General features: G+C 67.5%; 16 protein-coding genes. 7 read left to right on the top strand and 9 right to left on the bottom strand.

Features of this window, described 5'->3' with window-relative positions:
* Positions 1-14: 14 nt before the first annotated feature.
* From OU996_RS16340 to OU996_RS16300, 9 genes are all read right to left on the bottom strand, one after another.
* Positions 15-860, bottom strand: a complete 846-nt coding sequence (locus OU996_RS16340; RefSeq protein WP_267582667.1) for a transporter substrate-binding domain-containing protein — start codon at positions 858-860, stop codon at positions 15-17.
* 38 nt (positions 861-898) lie between these two features.
* Complete coding sequence (locus tag OU996_RS16335; RefSeq protein WP_267582666.1) at positions 899-2,218, bottom strand: NtaA/DmoA family FMN-dependent monooxygenase; 1,320 nt, start codon at positions 2,216-2,218, stop codon at positions 899-901.
* A 187-nt stretch (positions 2,219-2,405) separates the two neighbouring features.
* Entirely contained in the window at positions 2,406-3,836 is a 1,431-nt protein-coding gene (locus OU996_RS16330; RefSeq protein ID WP_267582665.1) for an aldehyde dehydrogenase family protein, read from the bottom strand.
* A gap of 102 nt (positions 3,837-3,938) precedes the next feature.
* Positions 3,939-4,922 carry a galactofuranose ABC transporter, permease protein YjfF gene (gene yjfF / locus OU996_RS16325; protein ID WP_267585733.1) on the bottom strand — a complete coding sequence of 328 codons (984 nt, stop codon included), beginning with the start codon at positions 4,920-4,922 and terminating at the stop codon, positions 3,939-3,941.
* Positions 4,923-4,930: 8 nt separating this feature from the next.
* Positions 4,931-5,938 carry an ABC transporter permease gene (locus OU996_RS16320; protein WP_267582664.1) on the bottom strand — a complete coding sequence of 336 codons (1,008 nt, stop codon included), beginning with the start codon at positions 5,936-5,938 and terminating at the stop codon, positions 4,931-4,933.
* A 10-nt stretch (positions 5,939-5,948) separates the two neighbouring features.
* Positions 5,949-7,493: a sugar ABC transporter ATP-binding protein gene (locus OU996_RS16315; RefSeq protein ID WP_267585732.1), complete on the bottom strand. Its 1,545-nt coding sequence runs from the start codon at positions 7,491-7,493 to the stop codon at positions 5,949-5,951.
* Positions 7,494-7,652: 159 nt separating this feature from the next.
* Positions 7,653-8,618, bottom strand: a complete 966-nt coding sequence (gene ytfQ / locus OU996_RS16310; protein ID WP_267582663.1) for a galactofuranose ABC transporter, galactofuranose-binding protein YtfQ — start codon at positions 8,616-8,618, stop codon at positions 7,653-7,655.
* A 247-nt stretch (positions 8,619-8,865) separates the two neighbouring features.
* Entirely contained in the window at positions 8,866-9,576 is a 711-nt protein-coding gene (locus tag OU996_RS16305; RefSeq protein ID WP_267582662.1) for a LytR/AlgR family response regulator transcription factor, read from the bottom strand.
* Positions 9,561-10,679, bottom strand: a complete 1,119-nt coding sequence (locus tag OU996_RS16300) for a sensor histidine kinase (protein WP_267582661.1) — start codon at positions 10,677-10,679, stop codon at positions 9,561-9,563. The genes OU996_RS16305 and OU996_RS16300 overlap by 16 nt, the downstream gene beginning before the upstream one ends.
* Positions 10,680-10,900: 221 nt before the next feature.
* Between OU996_RS16300 and OU996_RS16295 the strand changes: the two genes are divergently transcribed.
* From OU996_RS16295 to OU996_RS16265, 7 genes are all read left to right on the top strand, one after another.
* Positions 10,901-12,619, top strand: a complete 1,719-nt coding sequence (locus OU996_RS16295) for a type I secretion system permease/ATPase (protein WP_267582660.1) — start codon at positions 10,901-10,903, stop codon at positions 12,617-12,619.
* The gene (locus OU996_RS16290) at positions 12,616-13,929 is read left to right on the top strand and encodes an HlyD family type I secretion periplasmic adaptor subunit (RefSeq protein ID WP_267582659.1); all 1,314 of its coding nucleotides are present in this window, start codon (positions 12,616-12,618) and stop codon (positions 13,927-13,929) included. Before OU996_RS16295 ends, OU996_RS16290 begins: the two co-directional genes overlap by 4 nt.
* A 141-nt stretch (positions 13,930-14,070) precedes the next feature.
* Positions 14,071-19,536, top strand: coding sequence for a Calx-beta domain-containing protein (locus OU996_RS16285; protein ID WP_267582658.1), 5,466 nt, complete (start codon positions 14,071-14,073; stop codon positions 19,534-19,536).
* Positions 19,537-19,600: 64 nt separating this feature from the next.
* A complete protein-coding gene (locus OU996_RS16280) occupies positions 19,601-21,106 on the top strand; it encodes an ABC transporter substrate-binding protein (RefSeq protein ID WP_267582657.1) in 1,506 nt (501 codons plus the stop codon).
* The gene (locus OU996_RS16275) at positions 21,066-21,986 is read left to right on the top strand and encodes a carbohydrate ABC transporter permease (protein ID WP_267582656.1); all 921 of its coding nucleotides are present in this window, start codon (positions 21,066-21,068) and stop codon (positions 21,984-21,986) included. The genes OU996_RS16280 and OU996_RS16275 overlap by 41 nt, the downstream gene beginning before the upstream one ends.
* Positions 21,979-22,770, top strand: coding sequence for a carbohydrate ABC transporter permease (locus OU996_RS16270; protein WP_267582655.1), 792 nt, complete (start codon positions 21,979-21,981; stop codon positions 22,768-22,770). The genes OU996_RS16275 and OU996_RS16270 overlap by 8 nt, the downstream gene beginning before the upstream one ends.
* An 88-nt stretch (positions 22,771-22,858) precedes the next feature.
* Positions 22,859-25,747 (top strand): ATP-binding protein, encoded by a 2,889-nt coding sequence (locus OU996_RS16265; RefSeq protein ID WP_267582654.1) that lies wholly within the window; start codon positions 22,859-22,861, stop codon positions 25,745-25,747.
* The last annotated feature ends 92 nt before the right edge of the window (positions 25,748-25,839 follow it).

Raw genomic sequence — 25,839 nt, 5'->3', positions numbered from 1 at the left:
CCCGCGCGCCGCCGTCAGTTGGTGGTGGTGCAGGCGGCTTCCGCCGCCAGTGTGGCGACCGGGACGTATTTCTTGCGGATGGTGGTGTAGGTGCAGTCCTTGATCATCGCGGCGAGCGCGGCATTGACCCGCTTCACCAGATCGCCGCTCTTCTTCGGGAAGATCCAGCTATAGCCGCGCTCGGCCTCGGGGATGGCGGGGTCACCGAGCCAGTGGTCGCCGCCGGCGAGCATGTAGTCCTTGCCCTCGGGCTTGGCGATCAGCTCCAGCGTCCAGTTGATCTTGGAATCGAAGATGAGGTCGAGGCGGCCGGCCAGCAGATCGAGCTTCATCTGGTCGGGATTGTCGTAATAGACCTCGACGAAGGTGTCCTTGCCGAAGTGCTTGTGGATGTAGGGCACCATGGAAGCGCCGCGCTGGAGGGCGATGCGCAGCCCCTTGCCGGTCACGCCCTCCTTGGTCAGCGTGTAGTTGCTGTCCTTGCGCACCACGAAGGTCGCCGGATTGTAGACGATGGGCATGGCGAACAGCGCCTTGTCCATGCGCTCGGGGGTGGGCGAGATCTGGGTGACGATGCCGTCGAACTTGCCCTGCAGCATGGACGGGATCAGCGCCTTGAAGTCCATGACGACGATCTCGCAATCGGCGCCGATGCGCTTGCACATCTCGCGCGCCAGCTCCGGCTCCATGCCGGTCAGGTTGCCGGACGCGTCCACCATGGAGAAGGGCGGGTAGACGCCCTCATTGCCGAGCTTGAGCTTCTCGGCGGAGGCCGCGGAGAGGCCGGCGCCGAGCAGGAGAGCCGTGAGGGCAAGCGATCCGGCGCGGCGGAGACGATGGTGCGGGAGGCGTGAGATCATCGACGTCGTTCCATGGTTGGGGGAAGGGGCGGCGTGGATCAGAACTCGAGCAAATTGTCGCGCAGGAACTGGTGGGAATAGGCCCGGCGGGTGAGGCCCCGGCGCTGGAGCACCGGCACCAGCCCGTCGGTGATGGTCGACACCGAGCGGCGCGAGACGTCGGAGAGCGCGATGAGGAAGCCGTCGCCGCCGATCTCCTGCATGATCTCGTCCATCTGGCTGGCGACGCTGTCGGGCGTGCCCACCACGTCCACGCAATAGCCGCAGCTCACATGGTCGATCATCGCCTGGCGCAGCGGCTTGTCGCCGGCGCGGGTGAGGAACTGCGAGAGGCTGGACTGGTGGCCATTGGTGGTGAGCGTGAGCTGGCTCACCGGCGTGTCGAGGTCGAGGCCGGAGAGGTCGAGATTGGTGCTCCAGCCGAAGCGGGCCATGCGGGCGTCGAGATTCTCCGCCGCCGAGACGCGGCGCTGTTCGGCCGCCCATTTCGCCTGGTCCTCCGTCTCCGCGACGATGGGTGAGAGCAGGAACAGGATCTTGCAGTCGTCCGGGTTGCGGCCGAGCTCGGCCATCTGCGCGCGCACATCGTCGCGGTACTGCTTCATGGCGGCGACGCCGTTCGGCGCGGCGACGATGGTGTTGGCGTGGGTGGCGGCGATCTTGCGCCCGCTCTTCGAGCCGCCGGCCTGCGCGATCACCGGCTGGCCCTGCGGGCAGGGACCGGAGTTTAGCGGCCCGCGCGAGGCATAGTGCTGGCCCACATAATCGATGGTGTGGACCTTCGCCGGGTCGATGAGCACGCCGTTCTCATGGTCGTCGATGATCGCGCCCGGCTCCCACGAGCCCCACAGGCGCTTCACGATCTCGATGTACTCCTCCGCCATCACATAGCGCTGGTCGTGCTCGGGCAGCTTCTCCATGCCGAAATTCTGGGCGGAGAGGTCCGACGAGCCGGTCACCATGTTCCAGCCGGCGCGCCCGCCGGAGATCTGGTCCAGCGAGGAGACGATGCGGGCGGTGAGGTAGGGGTGGTAAGCGAAGGTGGAGAGCGTCGGCACGATGCCGAGCTTGCGGGTGGAAGCCGCCAGCAGCGTCGCCACCACGCTGGGTTCCTGACGGGGAATGCAGATGCCGCCCTTCAGGAAGATGTCGCGCGAATTCTGCCAGTTCTGCCCGACATAGATGGAATCCTCGATCAGCAGGTAATCGAAGCAGGCCCGCTCCATCGACCGCACGAGATCGACGAAGATATCGGCGCTCATCCAGTCCTGACCGATATTGCCGGTCCATGGCTCGCCCCAGGCCTGGATGCTGGAGCCCTGAAGAAACCAGGCGAGATGGAAGGGATTGGCGGGCATGAAAGGCGACCTCGTGCTGACGGCTGGAACCCGATCCAGCGACCTCACTCGAGGTTAAGTCTCGCCTTCCCTGTGGAAGTATCGCGAAGAGGCGAAGCTTGGTTGGCGCCCAGCTTTCCGGCAGTGCCTAATTGCGATGCACGGCCAGGGCGTTCCCTGGCCGTTGCTTGTCGCTGCGCTGGTCCGCTCAGGCGCCGTAGCCGACGATGCCCTTGATCTCCAGGAAATCGCGCAGGCCGAAATCAGCATATTCGCGCCCGTTACCGGACTGCTTGTAGCCGCCGAAGGGCGCGAACAGATCCCAGTCCGGGTAGTTGAGATAGACCGAGCCGGCGCGAAGCTGCCGCGCCACGCGGCGGGCCTCGTCCATATCCGTGCCCTGCACATAGGCCGCGAGGCCATAGGGCGTGTCATTGGCGATGGCGACGGCCTGGTCGATGCTGTCATAGGGGATGATCGACAGCACCGGGCCGAAGATCTCCTCGCGCTCGATGCGCATGCCCGGCTTCACATGGCCGAACACGGTCGGCTTCACGAAATAGCCGGTCTCCAGCCCTTCGGGCTTGCCCGTGCCACCGACCACCAGGGTCGCGCCCTCGTCGATGCCGGCCTGGATGAGATCCTGCACCTTGGCGAACTGCACGTCGCTCACCAGCGGGCCGATCTGCGTCTCGGTGTCGGTGGGCGAGCCGACGCGCACCGTCGCCGCCGTGCGGCGGGCGATTTCCAGCGCCTCGTCATGCCGGTCGGCCGGCACCAGCATACGGGTCGGCGCGTCGCAGGACTGGCCGGTATTGGAGAAGCAGGCGCGCACGCCTTCGGCCACGGCGGTCTCAAGATCCGCGTCCGGCAGAATGATGTTGGCCGACTTGCCGCCGAGTTCCTGCGCCACGCGCTTCACCGTCGCCGCGGCATTGCGCGCGACATCGGTGCCGGCGCGCGTCGAGCCGGTGAAGGACACCATGTCGATGTCGGGATGCGAGGACAGCGCTGCGCCGACTTCCGGGCCGGTGCCGTTCACCAGATTGAACACGCCCTTGGGGAAACCGGCCTCGTGCATGATCTCGGCGAAGACGATGCCGGAGATCGGCGCGATCTCGGAGGGCTTCAGCACCATGGTGCAGCCGGCGGCAATGGCCGGCGCGACCTTGCACATGATCTGGTTGAGCGGCCAGTTCCATGGCGTGATCAGGCCGACGACGCCGACCGGCTCATGGGTGACGCGGGTGGTGCCGCGCGTCTCGTCGAACTCGAAATTGCGGAACGCCTCGATGGTCGCCTTCAGATGGCCGAGGCCGGCATAGGCCTGCGAGTCGCGGGCGCGGGCGATGGGGGAGCCCATCTCGTGGCTGATCGCCTGCGCGACATCCTCATAGCGCCGCTCATAGACCGCGAGGAGGCTCTCGAGGAGGGCGAGGCGCTCATCCTTGGTGCTGAACTGGAAGGTGGCAAAGGCCGCGCGCGCCGCCGCGACGGCACGGTCGACATCCGCCAGCGTGCCGAGCGAAATGGTGGCGAAGACCTGTTCGGTGGCCGGGTCGACCACGCCGAGCGGGCGGTTCTCCAGCGGCTCGACGAAGGCGCCGTCGATGTAGAATTTCTGCGTATTCGGGGACATGCGGGTTCATCTCTCGTCAGGAACGCAACGGGCGACAGCCCGGCGCAGGGGCGCGGCTCGCGTCGCCCTCGCGCACGATACTCGCAAACTCCGTGCCGCGCGTCACACCTGCGCGACGCCCGGTGCCCGGCGCGCGGGTCGGCGGGCGAGGTGGAGCGTCAGCTGCTGAAAGGCGATGAACACGAAGAGGAGCAGCCCCGTGGCGATCTTCGCCCACCAGCTCGAGAGCATGCCGTCGAAGCTGATATAGGTCTGGATCAGCCCCTGGATCAGCACGCCGAGGAAGGAGCCGATGACGAAGCCATAACCGCCCGAGAGCAGCGTGCCGCCGATCACCACGGCGGCGATCGCGTCGAGCTCCACGCCCACGGCGGAGAGCGAATAGCCCGAGGAGGTGTAGAGCGAGAAGACGATGCCCGACAGTCCCGCGAGCACGCTCGACAGGGTGTAGATCAGCACCGTGGTGCGCGGCACGTTGATTCCCATCAGCGCCGTCGCGCTGCGCGAGCCGCCGAGCGCATAGACATTCGCCCCGAAGCGGGTGAGGTGCAGCAGCACCATGCCGCCCGCGACCACCGCCAGCATGATGATCGCCGGCACCGTCAGCCGCGCCCCGCCCGTCAGCCGGATCGCGTGGTCGGACAGCGTGGCGTAGAGCTCGGCATTGATCGGGATCGACTCGGTGGAGAGCAGGAAGCTGACCCCGCGCGCGAGGAACATGCCGGCCAGCGTGACGATGAAGGGCGGTAGCTCGAAATACTGGATCATCGCCCCCATCGCCGCCCCGAAGGCGGCGCAGAGCACGAGGATCAGCACAAAGGCGGCGAGCGGCGGCACGCCCCAGCGCTCGATGGCCAGCGCCAGGAACACGGTGGTGAAGCCGATGACCGAGCCGACCGACAGGTCGATGCCGCCGGAGATGATGACGAAGGTCATGCCGACCGCGACGATGCCGAGAAAGGCGTTGTCGGTCAGCAGGTTCATCACCACCCGCAGCGAGGCGAAGTTCGGGTAGATGGTCGCGCAGATGAGAAAGCCGACGAGGAAGACAACCGTGGTCGCCAGTACCGGCGTCAGGCGGGAGATCGCGCCCATCAGGATTTTCCTTCCCGCTTGCCCCGGCCGAACTGCACACGCAGCCCCGCCAGATGCCCGCCGAGCCGAGGCGACTGGGCCAGCAGCACCGCCAGGACCACCACGGCCTTCACCACGAGATTGGTCTCCGGCGGAAAGCCGGAGAGCAGGATGCCGGTGTTCATCGCCTGGATGATGAGGGCGCCGATGACGGCGAGCACGATGGAGAAGCGCCCGCCGAACAGCGAGGTGCCGCCGATCACCACGGCGAGGATGGCGTCGAGCTCCAGCCACAGCCCGGCATTGTTGGCGTCGGCGCCGAGAATGTCGGCGGCGGCGACGATGCCGGCCAGCGCGGCGCAGAGCCCGCTCCAGACATAGACGGCGAGGGTGATGGCCCGGGTGCCGATGCCGGCCAGCGCGCTGGCGCGCGGATTGCCGCCGGTCGCCTCGATCATCAGGCCCAGCGCGGTGCCGCGCACGACAATGAGGGTGAGCACGGTCATGCCCAGCGTCAGCGCCACCGGCGTCGGCAGGCCGAACACCGAGCCGCCGCCGAGAAAGGCCAGCTCCGGCGAGGTGAAGGTGACGATCCGCCCCTCAGTGATGAGCTGGGCGATGCCGCGCCCGGCCACCATGAGGATCAGCGTCGCAACGATGGGCTGGATGCCGAGCACCGCCACCAGCAGGCCGTTCCATAGCCCGCAGAGCAGCCCCGCGCCCAAGGCGGCGGCGAGCACGACGGGCAGGGGATGGCTGTCGGCGAGGCTGGCGGCAATTGCGCCGCAGATCGCCATCACCGCGCCGACCGAGAGGTCGATGCCCCGCATGGCGATCACCAGCACCATGCCGAGCGCCAGTAGGGCGACGGGCGCGCCGCGGTTGAGCACGTCGATGACGCTGCCGAACAGCCGGCCGTCCTGCAGGCGGATGTCGAAGAATTGCGGCGAGACGTACCAGTTGGCCGCGAGGATGAGGGCGAGGGCGACGATCTGCGAGGTGCCGATGCGCGGCAGCTTCATGAGCATCCGGCCCTCCCTACGCTGCCGCCGGCGCGGGGGCGTCGGCAATGGCCGCCAGAATGGCCGGCACGTCGATGGCATCGCCCGACAGGCGTGCGACATGGGTGCGGTCGCGCAGCACGATCACCTCGTCGGCATAGGTGACGATCTCGTCGAGTTCGGACGAAACCACCAGCAGCGCCAGCCCGTCGGCGCAGAGCTGGCGGATCAGCCGGATGATCTCCGCATGCGCGCCGACATCGATGCCGCGCGTGGGTTCATCAAGGATCAGCAGACGCGGCGAGGTGGCGAGCCAGCGCGCCAGCAGCGCCTTCTGCTGGTTGCCGCCGGAGAGCAGGCCGATCGGCCGCTCGGGATCGGGCGGGCGGATGTCGAGCAGGCGGATGAACCGGGCCGCGATCTCGTCCTGCTCGCGGCGCGAGAGCGGGCGCAGGATGCCGCGCTGGGCCTGCAAGGCGAGCACGATGTTCTCGCGCACGGAGAGTTCGGCGACGATGCCTTCGGTCTTGCGCTCCTCCGGGCAATAGCCGAAGCCGAGGCGCATGGCCTCGCGGGGCGTGCCGATGGCCACCGCGCGGCCATCGACCTGAGCGGCACCGCAATCGGCCTTCACCGCGCCGAAGACGAGGCGGGCCGTCTCGGTTCGCCCCGAGCCGAGCAGCCCGGCAAGGCCGACCACATGGCCCGCCCGCAGCGTGAGATCGAAGGGCGCGACATAGCCGCCCCGCCCATAGGCGGCGAATTCCGCAATCGCCGCGCCTTCCTCGCCGGCGATACGCGCGGGGCGGGCGGCGGTCGCCTCGCTGAGTTCGCGGCCGAGCATCAGGCGGATCAGATCGAGGCGCGGCAACTGGTCGATGGGCGCGCTGCCGGCCAGCCGGCCATTGCGCAGCACGGTGATACGGTCGCAGATCGCGTAGACCTGATCGAGGAAGTGGGTGACGAAGACGATGCCGATGCCGCGCTCTTTCAGCTGGCGCATCACCGCGAACAGCACCTCCACCTCCTGCGCGTCGAGGCTGGCGGTCGGCTCGTCGAGGATGAGCACGCGGGCGGACTGGTCGACCGCGCGGGCAATGGCGACGATGTGCTGGATGGCGACCGAGTAGCTTTCCAGCGGCGCCGCCACATCGATGGCGAGGCCGAACTCGGCGAGCAGTACCTCGGCACGCCGGCGCATCTCGCCCTCGCGCACCAGACCGAAGCGGGTGGGCTGCCGGCCGAGGAACAGGTTCTGCGCCACCGACAGGTTCGGGGCGAGGTTCACTTCCTGATAGACCGTGGCGATGCCGGCCTTGACGGCCTCCTGCGCCGAACGGGGGGCGATGTCCGCGCCGCCCAGACGCATCGTGCCGGCGTCACGGGTCACGACGCCGGTCATCGCCTTGATGAGCGTCGACTTACCGGCGCCGTTCTCGCCCAGCAGCGCGTGGATCTCGCCATGGTGCAGGGTGAAGTCCACGCGATCGAGCGCGACGAAGCCGGCGAAGGATTTGGAGAAACCCCGCAATTCCAGCAGCGGGGGCGCGGCCAATGGGGTCGCGGGTCCGCCGCCGGACATGCCGGTGCCAGACATGCCGGTGCCTTGGCCGGCTGGGTCGAAATCAGTCATGGCGACCTCGGAACAAGCCTGGAAAACAGCGCGGGCCGACCGGAGGAGGGCCGGCCCGCGCGGAGCGGGCACCGGGGGCGCGCGAGGAGCGCCCGCGGCGGAGCCGGCTCAGTAACCGAGGTCTTTCTTCGACTCGTAGATCGCCTTCGGGTTATCCGCCTGCGTGTAGAGCTTGGATTCCGTCTGGATCCACTTGGGCGGCACGGTGCCCTTGGTCTTGTAGGCGATGACGGCGTCGAAGGCCGGGCCTGCCATGTTCGGCGTCAGCTCGACGGTCGCGTTCGCCTCGCCGGCGGCCATGGCCTTGAAGATGTCCGGCACGGCGTCGATGGAGACGGTGAGGACATCGGTCCCGGGCTTCAGGCCGGCTTCCTTCATGGCCTGGATCGCGCCGACCATCATGTCGTCATTATGGGCGTAGACCGCGCAGATATTCTTGCCGCCGCCTTCGGCCTTGATGAAGCTCTCCATGACTTCCTTGCCCTTGGCGCGGGTGAAGTCGCCGGTCTGGCTGCGGATGATCTTGACGTTCGATGCGCCGGCAATGCCGTCCTCGAAGCCCTTCTTGCGGTTGGTGGCGACGGAAGCGCCGACTGTGCCCTGAAGCTCCACCACATTGCAGGGCTTGGAGCCGACCGTCTTCACCAGCCACTCACCGGCGACCTTGCCTTCATGCACGGAGTCGGAGGTCACGGCGGTGAGGTAGAGGTTTTTGCCAGCGGGATCGATGTCGCGATCCAGCAGGACGACCGGGATCTTGGCCTCCTGCGCTTCCTTCAGCACCGAGTCCCAGCCGGTGGACACGACAGGCGCGAGGAAGATGGCGTCCACGCCCTGCGCGATGAAGGAGCGGATCGCCTTGATCTGGTTCTCCTGCTTCTGCTGGGCGTCGGCGATCTTGAAATTGATGTTCCGCTTCTTGGCCTCGGCCTTGGAAACGGTGGTTTCGGCCGCGCGCCAGCCCGACTCCGAACCGATCTGCGAGAAACCGATGGTGAGGTCCGCGGCCTGCGCGCCGGCGGACAGAAGCGCGCCGCCTATGGCGGTCGCGAGCAGCAAAGCCCTGAAATTCATTGGCGTCCTCCCGTTGGTGGTGCCGCCGCGCCACTGTCGGGTCGCTTGCCGGCAGGGAATCTATGCCACAGTCTAGAGAGGCTGAATAGTCATACTGTTTTACTTTTCAGCGTTGGCCGCTTCGTTGAAAACCGCAGGCCGGTGGGCTGGCGAAACGCCGCGCGGCATCCCGCTCCGCCCGCCGACAGGCGAGGGCCGGGGAACGTCTTCAACGTGGCGAGGCGGGTTCGAGGGGCGGCGATGGCGGCTAGTCGCGCGAGCCGGAAAGGGCCTGCTTCAGGCGGGAGGCGGCGGCTCGGCCGAGGCGGATGGGCTCGGCCATTCCCTGCAAGGCAAGCCGCACCTCATCGCGCGAGCGCGTGTCGACGCTGCGGATGCGGTCGCAATTGACGATGATCGAACGCCCGAGCCGCAGGAAGGGCGGGGAGGGAAGGCTGGCGGCGAACTGGCCGACACTGCGCAGGATCATCAGCGGCGGTTGGTCGGCGACATGCACGCGGCTGAAGTCGCCCTCCGCCTCGATGGCGAGAATGTCGGTGGGCGGGCAGCGCACCACGCGGCCGGGCACGCGCAGCTCCATCATGTCGCTGGCGGGCGGATGGGCGGGGAGCAGCCGCCGCACGCGGTCGAGCGCCGTGTCGAGCCGTTCTGGCGCCACGGGCTTGAGCAGATAGTCCACCGCCTCCACGGCGAAGGCTTCCACGGCATACTCGGCATAGGCGGTGACGAAGATGACGCGCGGCGGCGTCGGCGTGGCGGCAAGCAGGTCGAAGCCGTCAGGGCCGTTGAACTGGATATCGAGGAGGACGAGATCGGGCTGGAGTCGGCCGAGCAGCTCAGCCGCCTCGCCCACGCTCTCGGCCTCGCCGACGATCTCGACATCGGCATGGGCCGCGAGCAGCCGGCGCAGGGCGCGGCGCGCCAGAGGCTCGTCATCAGCAATCAGGACGCGGAGCACGCGTCGCCCTCCAGTGTAAGTGTGGCGATGACCTGCCCGGTCCCACTCGCGGCCTCGTGCAGGCTGAAGGCGTGCCGCGCGGGATAATGAACATCAAGACGCCGGCGCAAATTGGCGAGGCCGAGCCCATGGCCGGCGCGCAGCCGATGTGCCGGGTCCAACCGGCCGGTATTGCTGATGTCGATCCGCAACGCCGGGCCTTCCAGCCGCACGCTGACGGTGAGTTCCAGCACCTGCGAGCGGTCGCCATGCTCGACGGCGTTCTCGGCCAGCGGCTGGAGCAGGCTGTTGGCGATCTGCCGGCCGGCGGCGGCGGGGTCCATCTCCACCCGCACCCGCAGGCGGGCGCCGAAACGGGCCTGCTGGATGCGCAGATAGGCGGCTAGGGCGGCCACCTCTTCTTTCACCGGCACCACGGGCACGCGGATGCCGGCGAGCACATGGCGCAGATAGTCGGTGAGGTCGCGCAGCATCGCCAGCGCCGCCTTGGGATGCTCCGGCACCTCCTCGGCGATCCCGTTCAGCGCGTTGAACAGGAAATGCGGGTTGATCTGCAGGCGAAGCTGCTGGATTTCCGCAGTAAGCGCCTCCGCCTTGGCCGCGAGCATCTGCGTCTCGGCGCTGAGCGCCGCCGCATGCGCCGCCTGCCGCTGGCGGTCGGTGCGGATCCAGAAGAACAGCAGGCTCCAGCCGGTCAGCGCCACCGCGTAATGCGTGAAGGGCAGCGCGATCTCCTCCAGCACGCCCCAGTCCGGGATGCTCCAGCCAAAGCTCTGGCGCACCAGAACGGTGACGAGAACGATGACCGCGGACGCCCCGCTCGCGAGCAGCGCCATGCCAGCGACGTTCCACGGTCCGAGCACCGTGCGGGGAAAGACGCGGTCATAGAGGCCGCCGAGGCCGGTGGAGAGCCCGGCGAGCAGCAGGTAAATCAGCGCGCTCATCACCAGCGCGACCGTGAGATCTTGATAGGTGAGCTGCCGGTTCACCAGATCGACCAGCGTGAACAGGCCCCAGCCGACAATCTGCGCCCGCGCGAACGGGCTCAGGCGATGCCACGCGCCGCTGAATGGGCCGGACGGGAGGGTGAGCGAAGCGGGCACCGACGGTTCTCCTGAGGGCCTGCGCCCGCGCCGCGCACCGGTGGGCCGGGGGCGGTGTCAGGCTCGTCGATTTCTGCGCCCCGTTCATCGAGTCGCGGCCGCCGCGCCGGTGCCGGGATGCCTAGCCCATGGCATCTTTCGGCGACGGTGCCTAGCGCCGGCAAGCCGCGCCGATCCGTAATTCGCGGGCGTGCATGAGGCTCAGTCTTCCGAGGTTCCTGATGGCCGCCGCCTCGCCCGTCTCCCGTGCCCTGTCCGCCTGCCGGCCGGCTTTCGTCGCCGTGGCGGGATTCTCCGCCGTCATCAACCTGCTGATGCTCGCCGGCTCGCTCTACATGCTGCAGGTCTATGACCGGGTGCTGAGCTCGCGCAGCGTGCCGACCCTGATCGGCCTGTCACTGCTGCTGCTGGTCGCCTACGTCCTGCAAGGTTTCCTCGACGCGGTGCGGGTGAAGATGCTGGCGCGCATCGGGGCGCGCTTCGACGAGCAGGTCTCGCCGCTGGCCTTCGGTGCCGCGCGAGGCCTTTCGCTGGCGGGCCGGCGCGCCGAGGAGGCGCTCCAACCCGTGCGCGACCTCGACCAGATCCGCGCGTTCCTGGCATCGCTCGGGCCCACGGCGCTGTTCGACATGCCGTGGATGCCCCTATTCTTCGCCGGCTGCTTCCTGCTGCACCCCTGGCTCGGCCTGCTGGCGCTCGGCGGCGGGATCATCATCGTCGCGCTGACCTGGGCCACCGAACAGGCCAGCCGCGCCGCCATGAAGGCGCAGATGACCAGCCGCGGCACGCGCGAGGCGATTGCCGAGGCGAACCGCCGTAATGCCGAGGCGCTGACTGCCATGGGCATGGGCGGCGCCTTCGCCAACCGATGGGAGGAGGCGAACCGCCGGCATGTCAGCGACTGGCTGGCCGCCGCCGATGTGACAGGCTCCAGCGGCGCCTTTGCCAAGGTGTTCCGCATGGTGCTGCAATCGGCGGTGCTGGGGCTCGGCGCCTATCTCGCCATTCACGACCAGATTTCCGGCGGCGCGATGATCGCCGCCTCCATCATGACGTCGCGCGCGCTGGCCCCCATCGAGATCGCCGTCGGCAACTGGAAGGGCTTCGTGGCCGCGCGCCTCGGGCTACGCCGTCTCGAACAGGTGCTGGCCTCGCCCGCTCTGGCCGAGCGTCACCACACCCCGCTTCCCGTACCGGCGGCGCTGCTGACCGTCGACAATCTCGTTGTCGCGGCGCCGGGCCGCTCGGCGCCGATCCTGTCGGGCGTGTCGCTGCAGGTGGAGGCGGGGCAGGGGCTCGGCATCATCGGGCCGAGCGCGTCCGGCAAGTCGACGCTGGTGCGGGCGCTGGTCGGCGTGTGGCGCCCGCTCAAGGGCGAGGTCCGGCTCGACGGCGCCAGCCTCGATCAATGGGCGCCTGACGCGCTGGGCCGCCATGTCGGCTACCTGCCGCAGGATGTCGAGCTGTTCGAGGGCACGGTGGCGGAGAACATCGCCCGCTTCACGCCGAACGCGCCCGGCGAGGCCATCGTCGCGGCGGCACGGGCGGCGGGTGCGCATGAGCTGATCCTGCGACTGGAAGAGGGGTACGACACCCGCATCGGTGAGGGCGGCATGGCGCTCTCCGGCGGGCAGCGCCAGCGCATCGGCCTGGCCCGCGCGCTCTATGGTGCGCCCTTCCTGGTCGTGCTCGACGAGCCGAATTCCAATCTCGACCCGGACGGCGACGCCGCGCTCACGCAGGCGGTGCAGGGCGTGCGCGCGCGCGGCGGCATCGTGATCGTCGTCACCCATCGCCAGAGCGCGATTTCCTCGCTCGACCGGCTCGCGCTGATGGGCGATGGGCGGATTCAGGCCTTTGGCCCGAAGGAGGACGTTCTGGGCAAGCTCGCCCGGCAAAACGGCGTGCCCGGCATCAAGCGCACGGCGGTGGCCTCATGACGATCCTGGCATCAACTTCGGAGCACGGCCCCGCCCTGCGGCGCCTGACCCTTCTCGGCGGGGCGGCGGTGCTGCTGTTCGCCGGCACGGTGGGAGTCTGGGCGCTGACATCGACCCTCAACGGCGCGGTCGTTGCCACCGGCCAGTTCGTCGTCGATGGCAATGTGAAGAAGGTGCAGCACGCCACCGGCGGCGTGGTCGGCGAATTGAAGGTGCGCGAGGGCGACCAGGTGGAGGCGGGCGCGGTGCTGATCCGGCTCGACGACACCATCACCCGCGCCAATCTTCAGGTGGTAACCCAGCAACTTGACGACTTTGCCGCCCGGCAGGGGCGGTTGATCGCCGAGCGCGACCGCCTTGAGGTCATCGAGGTGGCGCCGGAGCTGATGCCGCGAGCCGGGGAGCCGGCAATCGCCAAGCTGATCGCCACCGAGCAGAACCAGTTCGAGGCGCGCCGGGCGGCGCGTGAAGGGCGCAAGGCCCAGCTTGCCCGGCGGATCGGTCAGCTTGAGGACGAGGTGACCGGTCTGCGCGCCCAGCAGGCGGCGCGCGACCGGCAGGCGGCGCTGATTGCCGAGGAACTGAAGGGTGTGCGCGACCTCTACGCCAAGAACCTCGTGGCGCTGAGCCGCAAGGCGGCGCTGGAGCGCGAGGCGGCGGAGCTCGATGGCGAGAAGGGCCGCTTCATTGCGGCTGTCGCGCAAACCGAGGGCAAGATCGCCGAGACCCGGCTGCAGATCATCGAGATCGACGATGTGCTGCGCGAGGAGGTGATGAAGGAACTGAGCGAGATTCAGGCCAAGGCGGCCGAGCTCGTTGAACGCCGCGTCGCCGCCGAGGACCAGTTGAAGCGCGTCGACATCAGGGCGCCGAGCGCGGGCTTCGTGCATCAGCTCGCCGTCCATACGGTGGGCGGCGTTATCACCCCGGCCGAGCCGGTCCTGCTGATCGTGCCAGCGCGCGAGGCGCTTCAGGTGGAGGCGCGGGTCAACCCGCCGGATATCGACCAGATCGTGCCCGGCCAGCGGGCGGATGTGCGCATCCACGCCTTCAACCAGCGCACCACGCCGCTACTTGCCGGCACGGTGGCACGTGTCTCGCCCGACACCAGCCGCGACCCGCAGACCGGCGCGGTGTTCTACACGATCCGGGTGGCGATCCCGCCCGAGGAGCTGGCGCGGTTGGCGCCGCAGACGGTCAGCGCGGGCATGCAGGCCGAAGTGTTCGTGCGCACGCAGGATCGCACGCCGCTGCAATACATCGCCAAGCCGTTGCAGGATCAGATCGCCCGCGCCTTTCGCGAGCGGTGACCCGGCGCGGCGCTGGCGGACTCGTCGATTTCTGCGCCGCCTTCGTCGAGTGCCCGGCAGCACCCCCGTGATGATGACAGCGGCTCGTGCATTGATTTTACCGCTCCGGTGAGAGCGACGACCTGACGAGGAGAGCACATCATGGCCGGCACCATCTATTCCGCAGAACTGCCTGCGTCAGGCCAGCGGCGCATCGAGGGGTTCAACCCGGCGACCGACAAGCTCGATCTCGGCTCGAACTCGGTGCATGGCTACATCGTCGTCGACACCGCCGAGGGCGTCGCCTTCATGGACCCGTGGACCGGCAAGCAGACGCTGATCGTCGGCGTCTCGCTCGGCCAGCTCACGGTGAACAGCTTCGTGCCGGTGGAGAACGATCATCTGCGGCAGGATCTCAGCGGCGCGCTGGCCTGGGAACACGGCATCACCCAGAAACCCAACACGGTCTATGCCCGCTCGCATGAGGTCGGCCAGATCGACCGCGTGGCCTTCAATGCCGACACGGATGTGGTCGACTTCCGCTATTACGGCACGCGCGAGCAGCTCTACATGGTTGACGGCGCCGAGGGCGTGGTCATCGGCAACTACACGACCGGCCAGACGCTGATCCTGCTCGGCACGACGGTGGCCGACCTCTCGGCCGATAACTTCCTGTTCCATTCGGCGCAGGTGCGCGAAGACCGCATTTTCCTCCAGCTCGGCCTCGACTCCGTGCCGGATTCGCAGGTGATCAGCCGTGCCGACATTCCGACCGTCGGCACCAATGTGTGGCCGACGACCGCTGGCCCCGGCGCCCCGCCGAGCGGTGTCACCGGCACCACCTATCTCATCGATTGGGATTACGGCACCAAGACCGTGCTCGACTTCGACCCGGCGACGGACAAGCTGGACTTCAAATATTTCCGCCCGGCCGAATTCACCGTGGCGGAGGTGAACGGCTCCACGGTCATCACCATCGTCGGTCAGAACCAGACCTACACGCTCACCGGCGTCTCGCTGGCGGAGCTCGATTACAACAACATCGTCGCGGTGGAAGACGCCACCTACCAGAAATGGCGCGGCCTCATCGAGGCGGCGGATGCCGGCGGCACCCTGCCGACGCTCCGGGTCGCCGATGCGCAGGTCTCCGAAGGCCAGAGCGGCACGAGCGTGATGAGTTTCACCGTCACCCTGTCCCAGGCGGCGACGGGGGTGGTCAGCGTCGACTATTCCACCCTCAACGGCACGGCGCTGGCCGGCTCCGACTATCAGGCCGCCATTGGCCGGCTGACCTTCCAGCCGGGCGAGACCACCAAGACCGTGCAAGTCACCATCAACGGCGACGCCACCTTCGAGCTCAACGAGGCGTTCGATCTCGTGCTGTCCTCCCCGTCCGGCGCCACGCTGGCGGATGAGCGGGCGACTGGCACCATTGTCAATGACGACGCGCAGGCGCCGAACGTGCTGCCGGCCGTGTCCATCGCAGATCTGTCGGTGACGGAAGGCGACGGCGCCCATGTCCATTTCATGTTCCTGGTCACGCTCGATAAGGCGTCCACCAGCCCGGTGACGGTGCAGTACCGCACGGCGAACGGCACGGCGCTCGCCGGGTCGGACTATGAGGTGACCAGCGGCACGGTGACTTTCGCGCCGGGCGAGACCGCCAAGCAGATCCACGTCGACGTGATCGGCGACACGGTCGCGGAGGCCGATGAGCGGTTCACGGTCGAGCTGTCCGCCCCCACGGGCGCGACCATCGCCGACGGCTCGGCCACCGGTACGCTGCTGAACGATGACGGGCTGACGCCGACTCCCGTTCCGGCCCTGTCCGTCGCCGATCTGTCCGTGTCCGAAGGCAATGGCGACCACGTCCACTTTATGTTCATGGTCACGCTCGACAAGCCCTCGACCACGCCCGTGACGGTACAGTATCGGACGGTCAACGGTACGGCGGTGGCCGGCACTGATTATGAGGCAACCAACGGCACCCTCACTTTCGCGCCGGGCGAAACCAGCAAGCAGGTCCATGTCGACATTATCGGCGACAAGATAGTCGAGGCGGATGAGCGCTTCACCGTCGAGCTCTCGGCCCCCACGGGCGCGACCATCGCCGACGGTTCGGCCACCGGCACGCTGCTGAACGACGATGCCGCCGCACCGCCGCCGAGCGGCGACAACCTCGCCTTCGCTGTCACCAGCAACTGGGGAGGCGGCTTCACCGGCGCGATGACGCTGAAGCCCGTTGCCGCCTTGAACGGCTGGACGGTGGAGTTCGACGCCTCGTTCAACATCAGCAACATCTGGAACGCCGAGATCGTCAGCCATGTCGGCGACCATTACGTCATCCGCAACGCTTCCTGGAACGGCAAGGTAGCGGCCAATGGCGAGGTGAGTTTCGGCTTCCAGGCGTCGCCCGGCGGAACGGCCATCGTCGCCGATGATTTCGTCATCAATGGAACCCCGGCCGGGGGAGGGACGGACCCGGTGCCGGTTCTGCCCACCCTCGCCATTGGCGACGCCAGCGTCACCGAGGGCAATGACGGCACTGCCTATCTCTCCTTCACCGTCACTCTCTCCAAGGTCGCGGCCGGCGCGGTGAGCGTCACCTATGCCAGCGCCAATGGCACGGCCACCGCCGGGCAGGACTATCAGGCGGTGTCGGGCACGCTGACCTTTGCCGCCGGCGAGACCTCCAAGGTCATCCGCGTTCCGGTGATCGGCGACAAGGTGGTGGAGGCGAACGAGGCGCTGACGATCACTCTCTCCACCCCCTCCGGCGCCACTCTCGCGGACGGGACGGCGACGGGCACCATCACCAATGACGACGTCGCTATCACTCTGCCCACCCTCGCCATTGGCGACGCCAGCGTCACTGAGGGCAATGACGGCACGGCCTATCTCTCCTTCACTGTGACTCTATCCAAGGCCGCGGCCGGCGCGGTGAGCGTCACCTATGCCAGCGCCAACGGCACAGCCACGGCCGGGCAGGATTATCAGGCAGTGTCGGGCACGCTGACCTTCGCGGCGGGCGAGACCTCCAAGGTCATCCGCGTCCCCGTCATTGGCGACAAGGTGGTGGAGGCGAACGAGGCGCTGACCATTACCCTCTCCAACCCGTCCGGCGCCACGCTGGCGGATGCCAGCGGCACCGGCACCATCACCAATGACGACGTGACGCCGCCGCCCACCGTTTCGGTGGCCGGCACCACGGTCGTGGAGGGCGACGCGGGCGCGGGCGGCGGCGCGGCGGATGGCTGGTTCTCGACCTCCGGCAACCAGATCATCGATTCCGCCGGCAATTCGGTGAAAATCGCCGGCGTGAACTGGTTCGGCTTCGAATCCTCGAACGCCTCGCCCCATGGCGTCTGGACGCGGTCCTATACGGACATGATGGACCAGATGAAGGAGCTGGGCTTCAACACGATCCGCCTGCCTTTCGCCAGTGCGACGCTGCACGCGATGAGCGCCAGCGGCATCGACTACAGCCAGAATCCCGATCTCAAAGGCCTGACGCCGTTGCAGATCATGGACAAGATCGTCGCCTATGCGGAGGAGATCGGGATGAAGATCATCCTCGACCATCACCGCTCCTCCTTCGGCGCTGGCACCTCCGAGAACGGACTCTGGTACGACAGCACCTATACGGAGGCGGCCTGGATCGACGACTGGCAGATGCTGGCGGAGCGCTATGCCGACAACACTGCTGTCATCGGCGCCGATCTGCACAACGAACCCTATAACGGCACCTGGGGCGGCGGCGGCGCCAACGACTGGGCGGCGGCGGCCGAGCGGGCCGGCAACGCCATTGGCGAGGTCAACTCGAACTGGCTGATCATCGTCGAGGGCGTCGGCTCCTATGAGGGCGACAATTACTGGTGGGGCGGCAACCTCCAGGGCGTGGCCGACCGGCCGATCGAACTCGATGTGCCGAACAAGCTGGTCTATTCGGCGCATGACTATGGCAACTCGGTCTATGAGCAGCCCTGGTTCAAGGATCCGAACTTCGCCGCGCAACTCCCCGAGAAGTTCGACGAGATGTGGGGCTATATCTACCGCGAGAACATCGCGCCGGTGCTGATCGGCGAGTTCGGCACCAAGCTGACCGACCCGAAGGACGCCCCCTGGCTGGAGGCGCTGACCTCCTATATGGCCGGCGACTTCGACAATGACGGCACGATCGACATTCCTGCCGGGCAGGAGGGCATCAGCTGGACCTATTGGTCGTGGAACCCCAATTCCGGCGATACGGGAGGCATTCTCGCCGATGACTGGCGCACGGTGAACACCAACAAGATGGCCTATCTCGAGCCCATCCAGTTCGATCTGGAGGAGGGGGGCGGCAGCGGCGCCGGCACCTATGCCGTGTTCACAATCACCCTCTCGGCCGCCGCCACGCAGGCCGTGACGGTGAACTATCAGACGGTTGCCGGCACCGCCGAGGCCGATGACTTCACGGCGGCCAGCGGTACGCTCAGCTTTGCCGCCGGCGAGACCACCAAGACCGTGCGCATCGCCGTCACCGGCGACAATCTCGCCGAAGCCACCGAGAGCTTCACGCTGCTGCTCAGCAATGCGCAGGGCGCGGTGATCGGCGTCGCGCAGGCAAGCGCGGTGATCCAGGACGATGACGCGGCCGCCCCAACCCTGCCCACGCTCAGCGTCAGCGACGCCACGGCGCTGGAGGGCAGCGCCAGCGCGGCGGGCATGCTCACCTTCACCGTCACCCTGTCGGAAGCCGCGACCGGGCCGGTGAGCGTGAAATACGCGACCGCGAACGGCTCGGCGGTGGCCGGGCAGGACTATCAGGCGGCCTCCGGCACCCTGACCTTCGCGGCCGGGGAGACCAGCAAGACGATCAAGGTGGCGGCGATTGGCGACGGCGTGCTAGAGGGCAACGAGACCTTCAACCTCGTCCTCTCCAGCCCCACCGGGGCCACGCTGGCGGACGGGACGGGGCGCGGTACGATCGAGAATGACGATGCCGCCCCGCCCGCTGGCGGTGACGCGGTGTCCTTCTCCGTCGCCAGCAATTGGGGCACCGGCTTTACCGCCGCGATGACGCTGAAGCCGGAGGCCGCGCTGAACGGCTGGACTGTGGAGTTCGATGCGCCCTTCGACATTTCCAACATCTGGAACGCCCAGATCGTCAGCCATGTCGGCGACCATTATGTGGTGCGCAACGCCGCGTGGAACGGCAAGGTGGCGGCAGGGGCGGAGGTGAGCTTCGGCTTCCAGGCCTCGGGCGGAAGCGCCACGGCGGATGATTTCATCGTCAACGGGCGCGCGGTCGGCGGGGAGGAGGCGAGCGCCCTGCGCACGGCGTCCGTGCCGCTCAGCAATGACCTGATCGACGCGTCCATCGCGCTGGTCGAAAGCCGCGCCGCCGACTTCACCGCCGAGGTGACGCTGCACAATGACGGCGCCGCCCTGAGCGGATGGACGCTGGAGATCGACACGCCCTACGAGATCGCCCAGCTTCAGGGGGCCGAGATCGTCTCCCGCGACGAGGACGGCTATGTCGTCCGCAACCTCGCCGCCACCGCCGCGCTCGATCACGGGGCGGATGTGCGCTTCCAACTGGTCGGACACGGCACCTTCGACAGCACGCAGTTCGACTTCCTGATCTAGGATCGAAGGTCCGAACGCCGAGTGAGTCCGTGCGGTGCCATCCAGGCTCTGAAGGGAGCTGTGGATGGCACCGCACGCCTTTGTGACTGGGCGCCCCGATCGACGTTATGTCCCCCGTTGGTCGAACGGCCTTATATCGAACAGTGCGCGGTCGACACTCTTTGCCGGAGAAGGTCTCCCGCAGCGGCACGCGGTGTTCCCGACGCTCCATGCTCCGAGGCTGAAAACCGCAGAGGTGATTGACGCGCGTCCGACGAAGCCGCCGTATCACCATGTTTCTGATTATTGCCAGTCGGCTGTCCCCTGGGCTAGGTTCGGTTGCTATTGTGGGGGGACAATAACAATGGCGCGTTTTTTAGGTTTTTTTCTTGCGCTTGCTTTAGCGGTTCTTCCATTGGCGGGTGGAAGCGCTTGCGCGACGGATCTGCGATTTACCGCCGGGGAGTATTCCGGCTTTACGCGTCCTTTTCTTGAGCGCGTCGCGCGCGATTATGAGGCGCAGCATCCCGATACGCGGATCCAGATCGAGGTCATTCCGTGGGACAGCTACCTGCAGAAGCTGACCACCGACATCAGCAGCGGCGATCAGCCGGACATCGCCATCGTGCCGACCATGTGGGTGTCGGACCTTGCCGCCGACGGGCTGCTCCAGCCGCTCGATGCGCTGGCGACGCCGGACTTCAAGGCCAAGTTCATTCCGGCCTTCTTCGTGCCCGCCACCGTGAAGGGGGCTCTGCTCGGTTTGCCGGCGGCGGCCTCCGCGCGTGCCATGGTGGTCAACACCGATCTGCTGCAGAAGGCCGGCGTGCAACCGCCAAAGACGTGGGACGAACTGCGTAACGCGGCAAAGGCCGTGTCGGCGCTGCCCAACAGCTACGGGTTCGGTCTGCCGGGCAAGGAGGTCGAGGTCGACACCTATTTTTATTATGCGCTCTGGGGCTTTGGCGGTGAAATCCTCACCAAGGATGGCAAGAGCGGGCTCGGCTCGCCCGAGGCCATTCGCGCGGCCAGCTTCTACCAGTCGCTGATCAACGACAAGGCGACCGAGCCCTCGCCGACGGCGCAGAGCCGCGAGGATGTGTTCAAGCTGTTCAAGGAAGGGCGCATCGGCATCGTCTTCACCTACCCGATGCTCATTCCGCAGCTGAAGGCGGAGGCGCCGAACCTGCGCTATGCCGTTCTGCCGCTGCCGGTCCAGGCGGCGCCCGTCACTCTCGGCGTCACCGACGTGCTCACCCTGTCCAGCTCGTCGAAGAACCAAAAGGCGGCCTGGGACTTCATGCAGTTCCTCTACAGCCCGAAATACCGCGCCGAGTTCGATCACGCGGAAGGGCTGCTTCCGGTGACGGTCGAGGGGGCGAGTGACAGCTATTACAAGGATAATCCCGATGTCGCCGCTTTCGCCGCCGGACTGCCTTACGCCCGCTTCGCGCCGACGATAAAAGGCTGGTCGGAGGTGGAGGAAATCACCGTCCGCTCGCTGCAAAGCATGTATCTCGGCCAGAAGACGCCGACAGAGGCGATGACCGATGCCGCGCGGCAAATCGACGACGTCCTGGCACGCCGGTGACGGGGGAGAACGGCACCACCGGCTGACGCTGCTTCTGCTCATCGCCCCGAGCGTCGCGACGACTTTGCTGATCACCCTGGTGCCGGTCCTGCTGCTGGTCAGGATGGCACTGCACGACGTGTCCCGCTTCGGCCGGATCGGGGCCTTTGCCGGGCTGGACAATTTCGCTCGCCTCGCGGCGGACCCGCTCCTGCCGGGCATCGCGGTGCGCACCGTGATCTGGACGGGTGCCGTGGTGGCCGGCACCGTGCTCCTCGCCTTGCCGGCTGCGCTGATCCTCAACCGGCGCTTCGCCGGACGCGGAGTGGCGCAGTTCCTCGTGCTCGCGCCCTGGGCCATATCCGTCACCTCGATGGCCGTGGTCTGGCGGCGGGTGCTCAGCGATGAGAACGGCCTGTTGAACCGGCTCGCCCTGGCAACAGGGCTGATCGAGCGGCCGGTGGTGTGGCTCGGCTCCATCCCGGCCAGCTTCGGCTTCGAGATCCTGATCGCCGTGCTGGTGTCGGTGCCCTTCAGCACCGTCATCCTTCTCGCCGGCCTGTCGTCGATCCCCGACGATCTCAACGACGCGGCGCGGCTCGATGGCGCCGGTGCGTGGCAGAGGTTCGCCCATCTGACGCTGCCGCTGCTGCGTCCCTTCCTCGGCGTGGTGCTGATCTTCAACATCGCCTATGTGACGAATTCCTTTCCCATCATCTGGATCCTCACGCAGGGCGGCCCGGCCAACAGCACGGATATCGTCGTGACCTATCTCTACAAGCTGGCCTTCTCCATGGGCCGGCTGGACGAAGCGGCGGCGCTGTCGCTGGTGATGCTCGCCCTGCTGGGAACCTTGACCGTGCTGATGCTGCGCCTGCTGGAGCGCCCCGCCCATGCTTAAGCGCAGCGTGCTGTCCTGGTGTGCCCTGCTGCCACTGATTGCGGTGAACCTGTTTCCGTTCGCGATCGCCCTCGACACGCTGCACCGCGCCGAGGGGGAGGGGAGCCTCGGTGGCTTCTGGGCGGGGCTGTGGGCGCGCACGGAACTGGGAACCGCGCTGGTGAACAGCCTCGTCGTCGCCGTCTCGACGGCCGTGATCTCGACGCTGATCGCCCTGCCGGCCGCCTATGCGATCTCCCGCTGGCGCTTCCGGGGACGGCGCGCGGCCTCGCAGATCCTGCTGGCGTCACAGATTCTGGTGCCGGTCATGCTGGTGCTGGGGCTGTCCCAGCTCATGGCGGGCGTGGGGCTCACCGACACGAGGCTAGCGCTGATCGGCCTTTACTCGGCTTTCCAGGTGCCGTTCGCGGTCTGGATGCTGCGGGGCTACATTGATGCGATCCCGCTGGAACTGGAGGACGCCGCCCGCATCGATGGTGCGTCCCGCTTCCAGATCCTGAGGCTCATCGTGCTGCCGCTGTCCATGCCGGCGGTGGCGGTAACGGCGACCTTCGCCTTCATCACCGCCTTCAACGAATTCGTGCTGGCCCTGACGATCCTGCGCAGTTCGTCGAACTTCACGCTGCCCATCCGCGTCAATGCCCTGACCGCGGGGCGCTATGCGGTGGACTGGCCGGATGTCATGGGCGCCGTGCTGGTGGCGAGCGTGCCCGTGCTGCTCACCTTCCTGTGGCTGCAGCGCTCCATGTTGCGCGGCCTGCGGCTGAGCCTTGAGGCGAGCTGACGCGTAGTATCCACGGTCTGCCGTCGCCCCTTCGAACAATCGCGTTCCGGGACTGTTCCCGGAGCGCCGACACCGCTAATGGAACAGTGTGATTGAGCAGGACACAGCTTTAGCCGGGCCGGTACGATTCGGGCCCTTCACCTTCTACCCGGCCCAGCAATTGCTGGCGCAGGACGGGGTGGCGGTGACGCTGGGCAGCCGCGCGCGGGCCCTTCTGGCGACGCTTCTCGACCATCACGGTGCCGTCGTCAGCAAGGCGCAGCTCATCCAGAGCGCCTGGCCGGAAACCTTCGTCGAGGAAGCCAATCTGCGCGTGCACATCGCGGCTCTGCGCCGTGCGCTCGGCGACGGGCAGGAGGGGCGGCGCTACATCGTCAATACGTCCGGGCGCGGCTATTCCTTCGTGTTTCCTATCGTGCGCGAGGACGCCCCCCCGACGCGGGAGAGGCCGGTCGAGCCGCGCGGCATCAGCGCGAACCTGCCTCCCGTGCCCGCACGCATCATCGGCCGCACCGCGACGGTCCAGTTCATCACCTCGCTGCTGCGCGAGCAGCGCTTCGTCTCGCTGGTCGGCCCCGGCGGCATCGGCAAGTCGACCGTGGCGCTCGCGGTCGCCCATGACCTCGCCGCCAGTTTCGGCGACGGTGTCTGCTTCGTCGATCTGTCCGCCCTGAATGACCCGCAACTCGTCGCGACCGCCGTGGCGGCGGCGATGGGGATCGGCGTGCGCACGGACCAGCTGCTGCCGAGCCTCATCGCCGCGACCCGCTCCAAGCGCCGGCTCCTGCTGCTGGACAGCTGCGAGCATGTCATCGACACCGTCTCCAGCCTTGCGGAAGCGCTGTTCCTCCAGGGCGGCGAGGGGCTGCACATCCTCACCACGACGCGCGAGCCACTGCGGGTGCGGGGCGAGCACATTCACCGCCTGTCCTCGCTCGATTCCCCGCCGCCGCGCCCCGGCCTCACCAGCGCCGAGGCTCTGGAGTATCCGGCGGTCCAGCTCTTCGTGGAGCGCGCCGCGGCCAGCCTCAACGGCTTCCGTTTGATCGACGCGGAAGCGTCCGTCGTCGCCGATCTCTGCCGGCGGCTCGACGGGATCGCGCTCGCCATCGAGATCGCGGCGGGCCGCGTCGAAGGGCTGGGGGTCATCGGTCTCGCCAACCTGCTCGACGACCGGTTTCGGCTGAACCTGCAGGGCCGCCGCACGGCGCGCCAGCGCCATCAAACCTTGAGCACGCTGCTCGACTGGAGCTACGCGCTGCTTCCGCCCTTTGAGCAGCTCGTCCTCCGGCAATTGGCCATACTCGCCGGCACCTTCACCGTCGATGACGCGATCGCCATCGTCGCCGATGACGAGGCCACGGACCAGAAGGTCATCAACGCCCTTGCCAATCTCGTCGAGAAGTCGCTGGTTGTTGCCGATGTACACGGCTCGCAGGCGCGCTACCGGTTGCTCGACACGACGCGCGCCTATGCCAGCTTGAAGCTCTCTGAGAGCGGGAAGCTCGACCTGCTCCGGCGCCGGCATGCGGAGATTTTCCGTGATGCGCTCGACAGCGCCAATCGGGATTGGCCGCGACGCCCGGCGCCGGAATGGACCCGGAACCATCATCACCTGATCGACAATGCCCGCGCGGCCCTCGATTGGGCGCTGTCGCCCGACGGCGACACCGAAATCGCCGTGGCCCTGACGCTCGGGGCGGTGCCGCTGTGGTTCCAGCTCCAACTCATCGCCGAAGCCTATGGCCATGTCAGCGCTGTGCTGGCGCGGGTCGATGGGGCCTGCCCGGCGCAGGTTCAGATGCGCCTTCAGGCGGTGCTGGCCTGGTCGCTCATGCAGATCAAGGGACAGGTGGACGAAACCCGTGCGGCCTGGCAGCAGACCTTCGATCTGGCGGAGAGCCTGGATGATACCGACTATCAGCTGCGCGGCTTGTGGGGGCTGTGGTCCGGCCTGCTCAACCGGAGCCGCTTTCAGGAAGCGCTGGCCCTGGCGCATCGCTTCGCCGACGTCGCCGCCCGCCGCAGCGACCTGAACGACAGCTATGTCGGCCACCGCATGATTGGCTACATCCTCCACCTGCTCGGCCGGCAGACGGAGGCGCGCCGGCACCTTGAGCACATGGTCAAGGGCTATGTCGTGCCGACCACCGGCGACCAGATCATCCGCTTCGTGTTCGAGCAGAAGCTCACAGCCCGCTGTTTTCTCGCCCGAATCTTCTGGCTGCAGGGCGCGTTCGACGCCGCGCTGGCCGAGGTCGACGACATCGTGGCGGTCGCGGAAGCGAGCGACGACCGGCTGACGCTGTGTCAGGTGCTGGTGCAGGCGGCGTGCCCGGTCGCGCTATTCGCCGACGACCTGCCGCGCGCCCGGCGCTACATCACACGGCTGGTCGACGTGTCCGCGCAGGACGGGATCGAGTTCTGGCAGGTGTGGGGTCAGTGCTTTGCCGGCGTCCTCGCCGTCCGCGAGGGCGATCTGTCGATCGGCGTCAAGAATCTCGGCGACGCTCTGATCAAGCTCAGGGGCATTGCCTATGGCGTGTACTACATCGTCTTCTTGGCGGAGTACGCCCAGGCCCTTGCGCTGGCTGGCGAACTCGGCCGGGCGCGGGCCTGTCTGGCCGAGGCGCTGGTCCGCTCGCAGGAGAATGAGGAAGGCTGGTTCGTCGCGGAACTGTGGCGGCTGACCGGCGAATTCGCCGGCCTTGGCAACGCGCCCGGCGCCGACGAAGAGGCTGAAGTGGCGCTGGTGACGGCCCTGCGGGTCGCCCGCGAGCAGGAAGCGGCCTTCTGGGAGATCAAGGCCGCTGTGAGCCTTGCCCGGCTTTGGCAGGCGAAAGGCCACCCTAGCGAGGCTGAGGCGCTACTGTCCCCTCTGGTCCGGCATCGGGAGGGCGCGCATGCCTTGCTGATCGACGCGCGCGCCCTGCTGAGCGAATTGCGCGCGCCGGGGAGCGTTGACGGAACGCTCTGAGCCCCTCCCACGCCGGGGCGGCCGGATACCGCGCCGCCGTGACAATTTGCAAAGTTTTACACGCGCCTTTTCACGTGGCCGCTACAGTTCCA

This window comes from Ancylobacter sp. SL191 (genome assembly GCF_026625645.1).
In the GTDB taxonomy this organism is placed as follows: domain Bacteria; phylum Pseudomonadota; class Alphaproteobacteria; order Rhizobiales; family Xanthobacteraceae; genus Ancylobacter.
The sequence above is the reverse complement of the archived record's forward strand: the minus strand, read 5'-3'. Positions and strand labels throughout refer to the sequence as shown.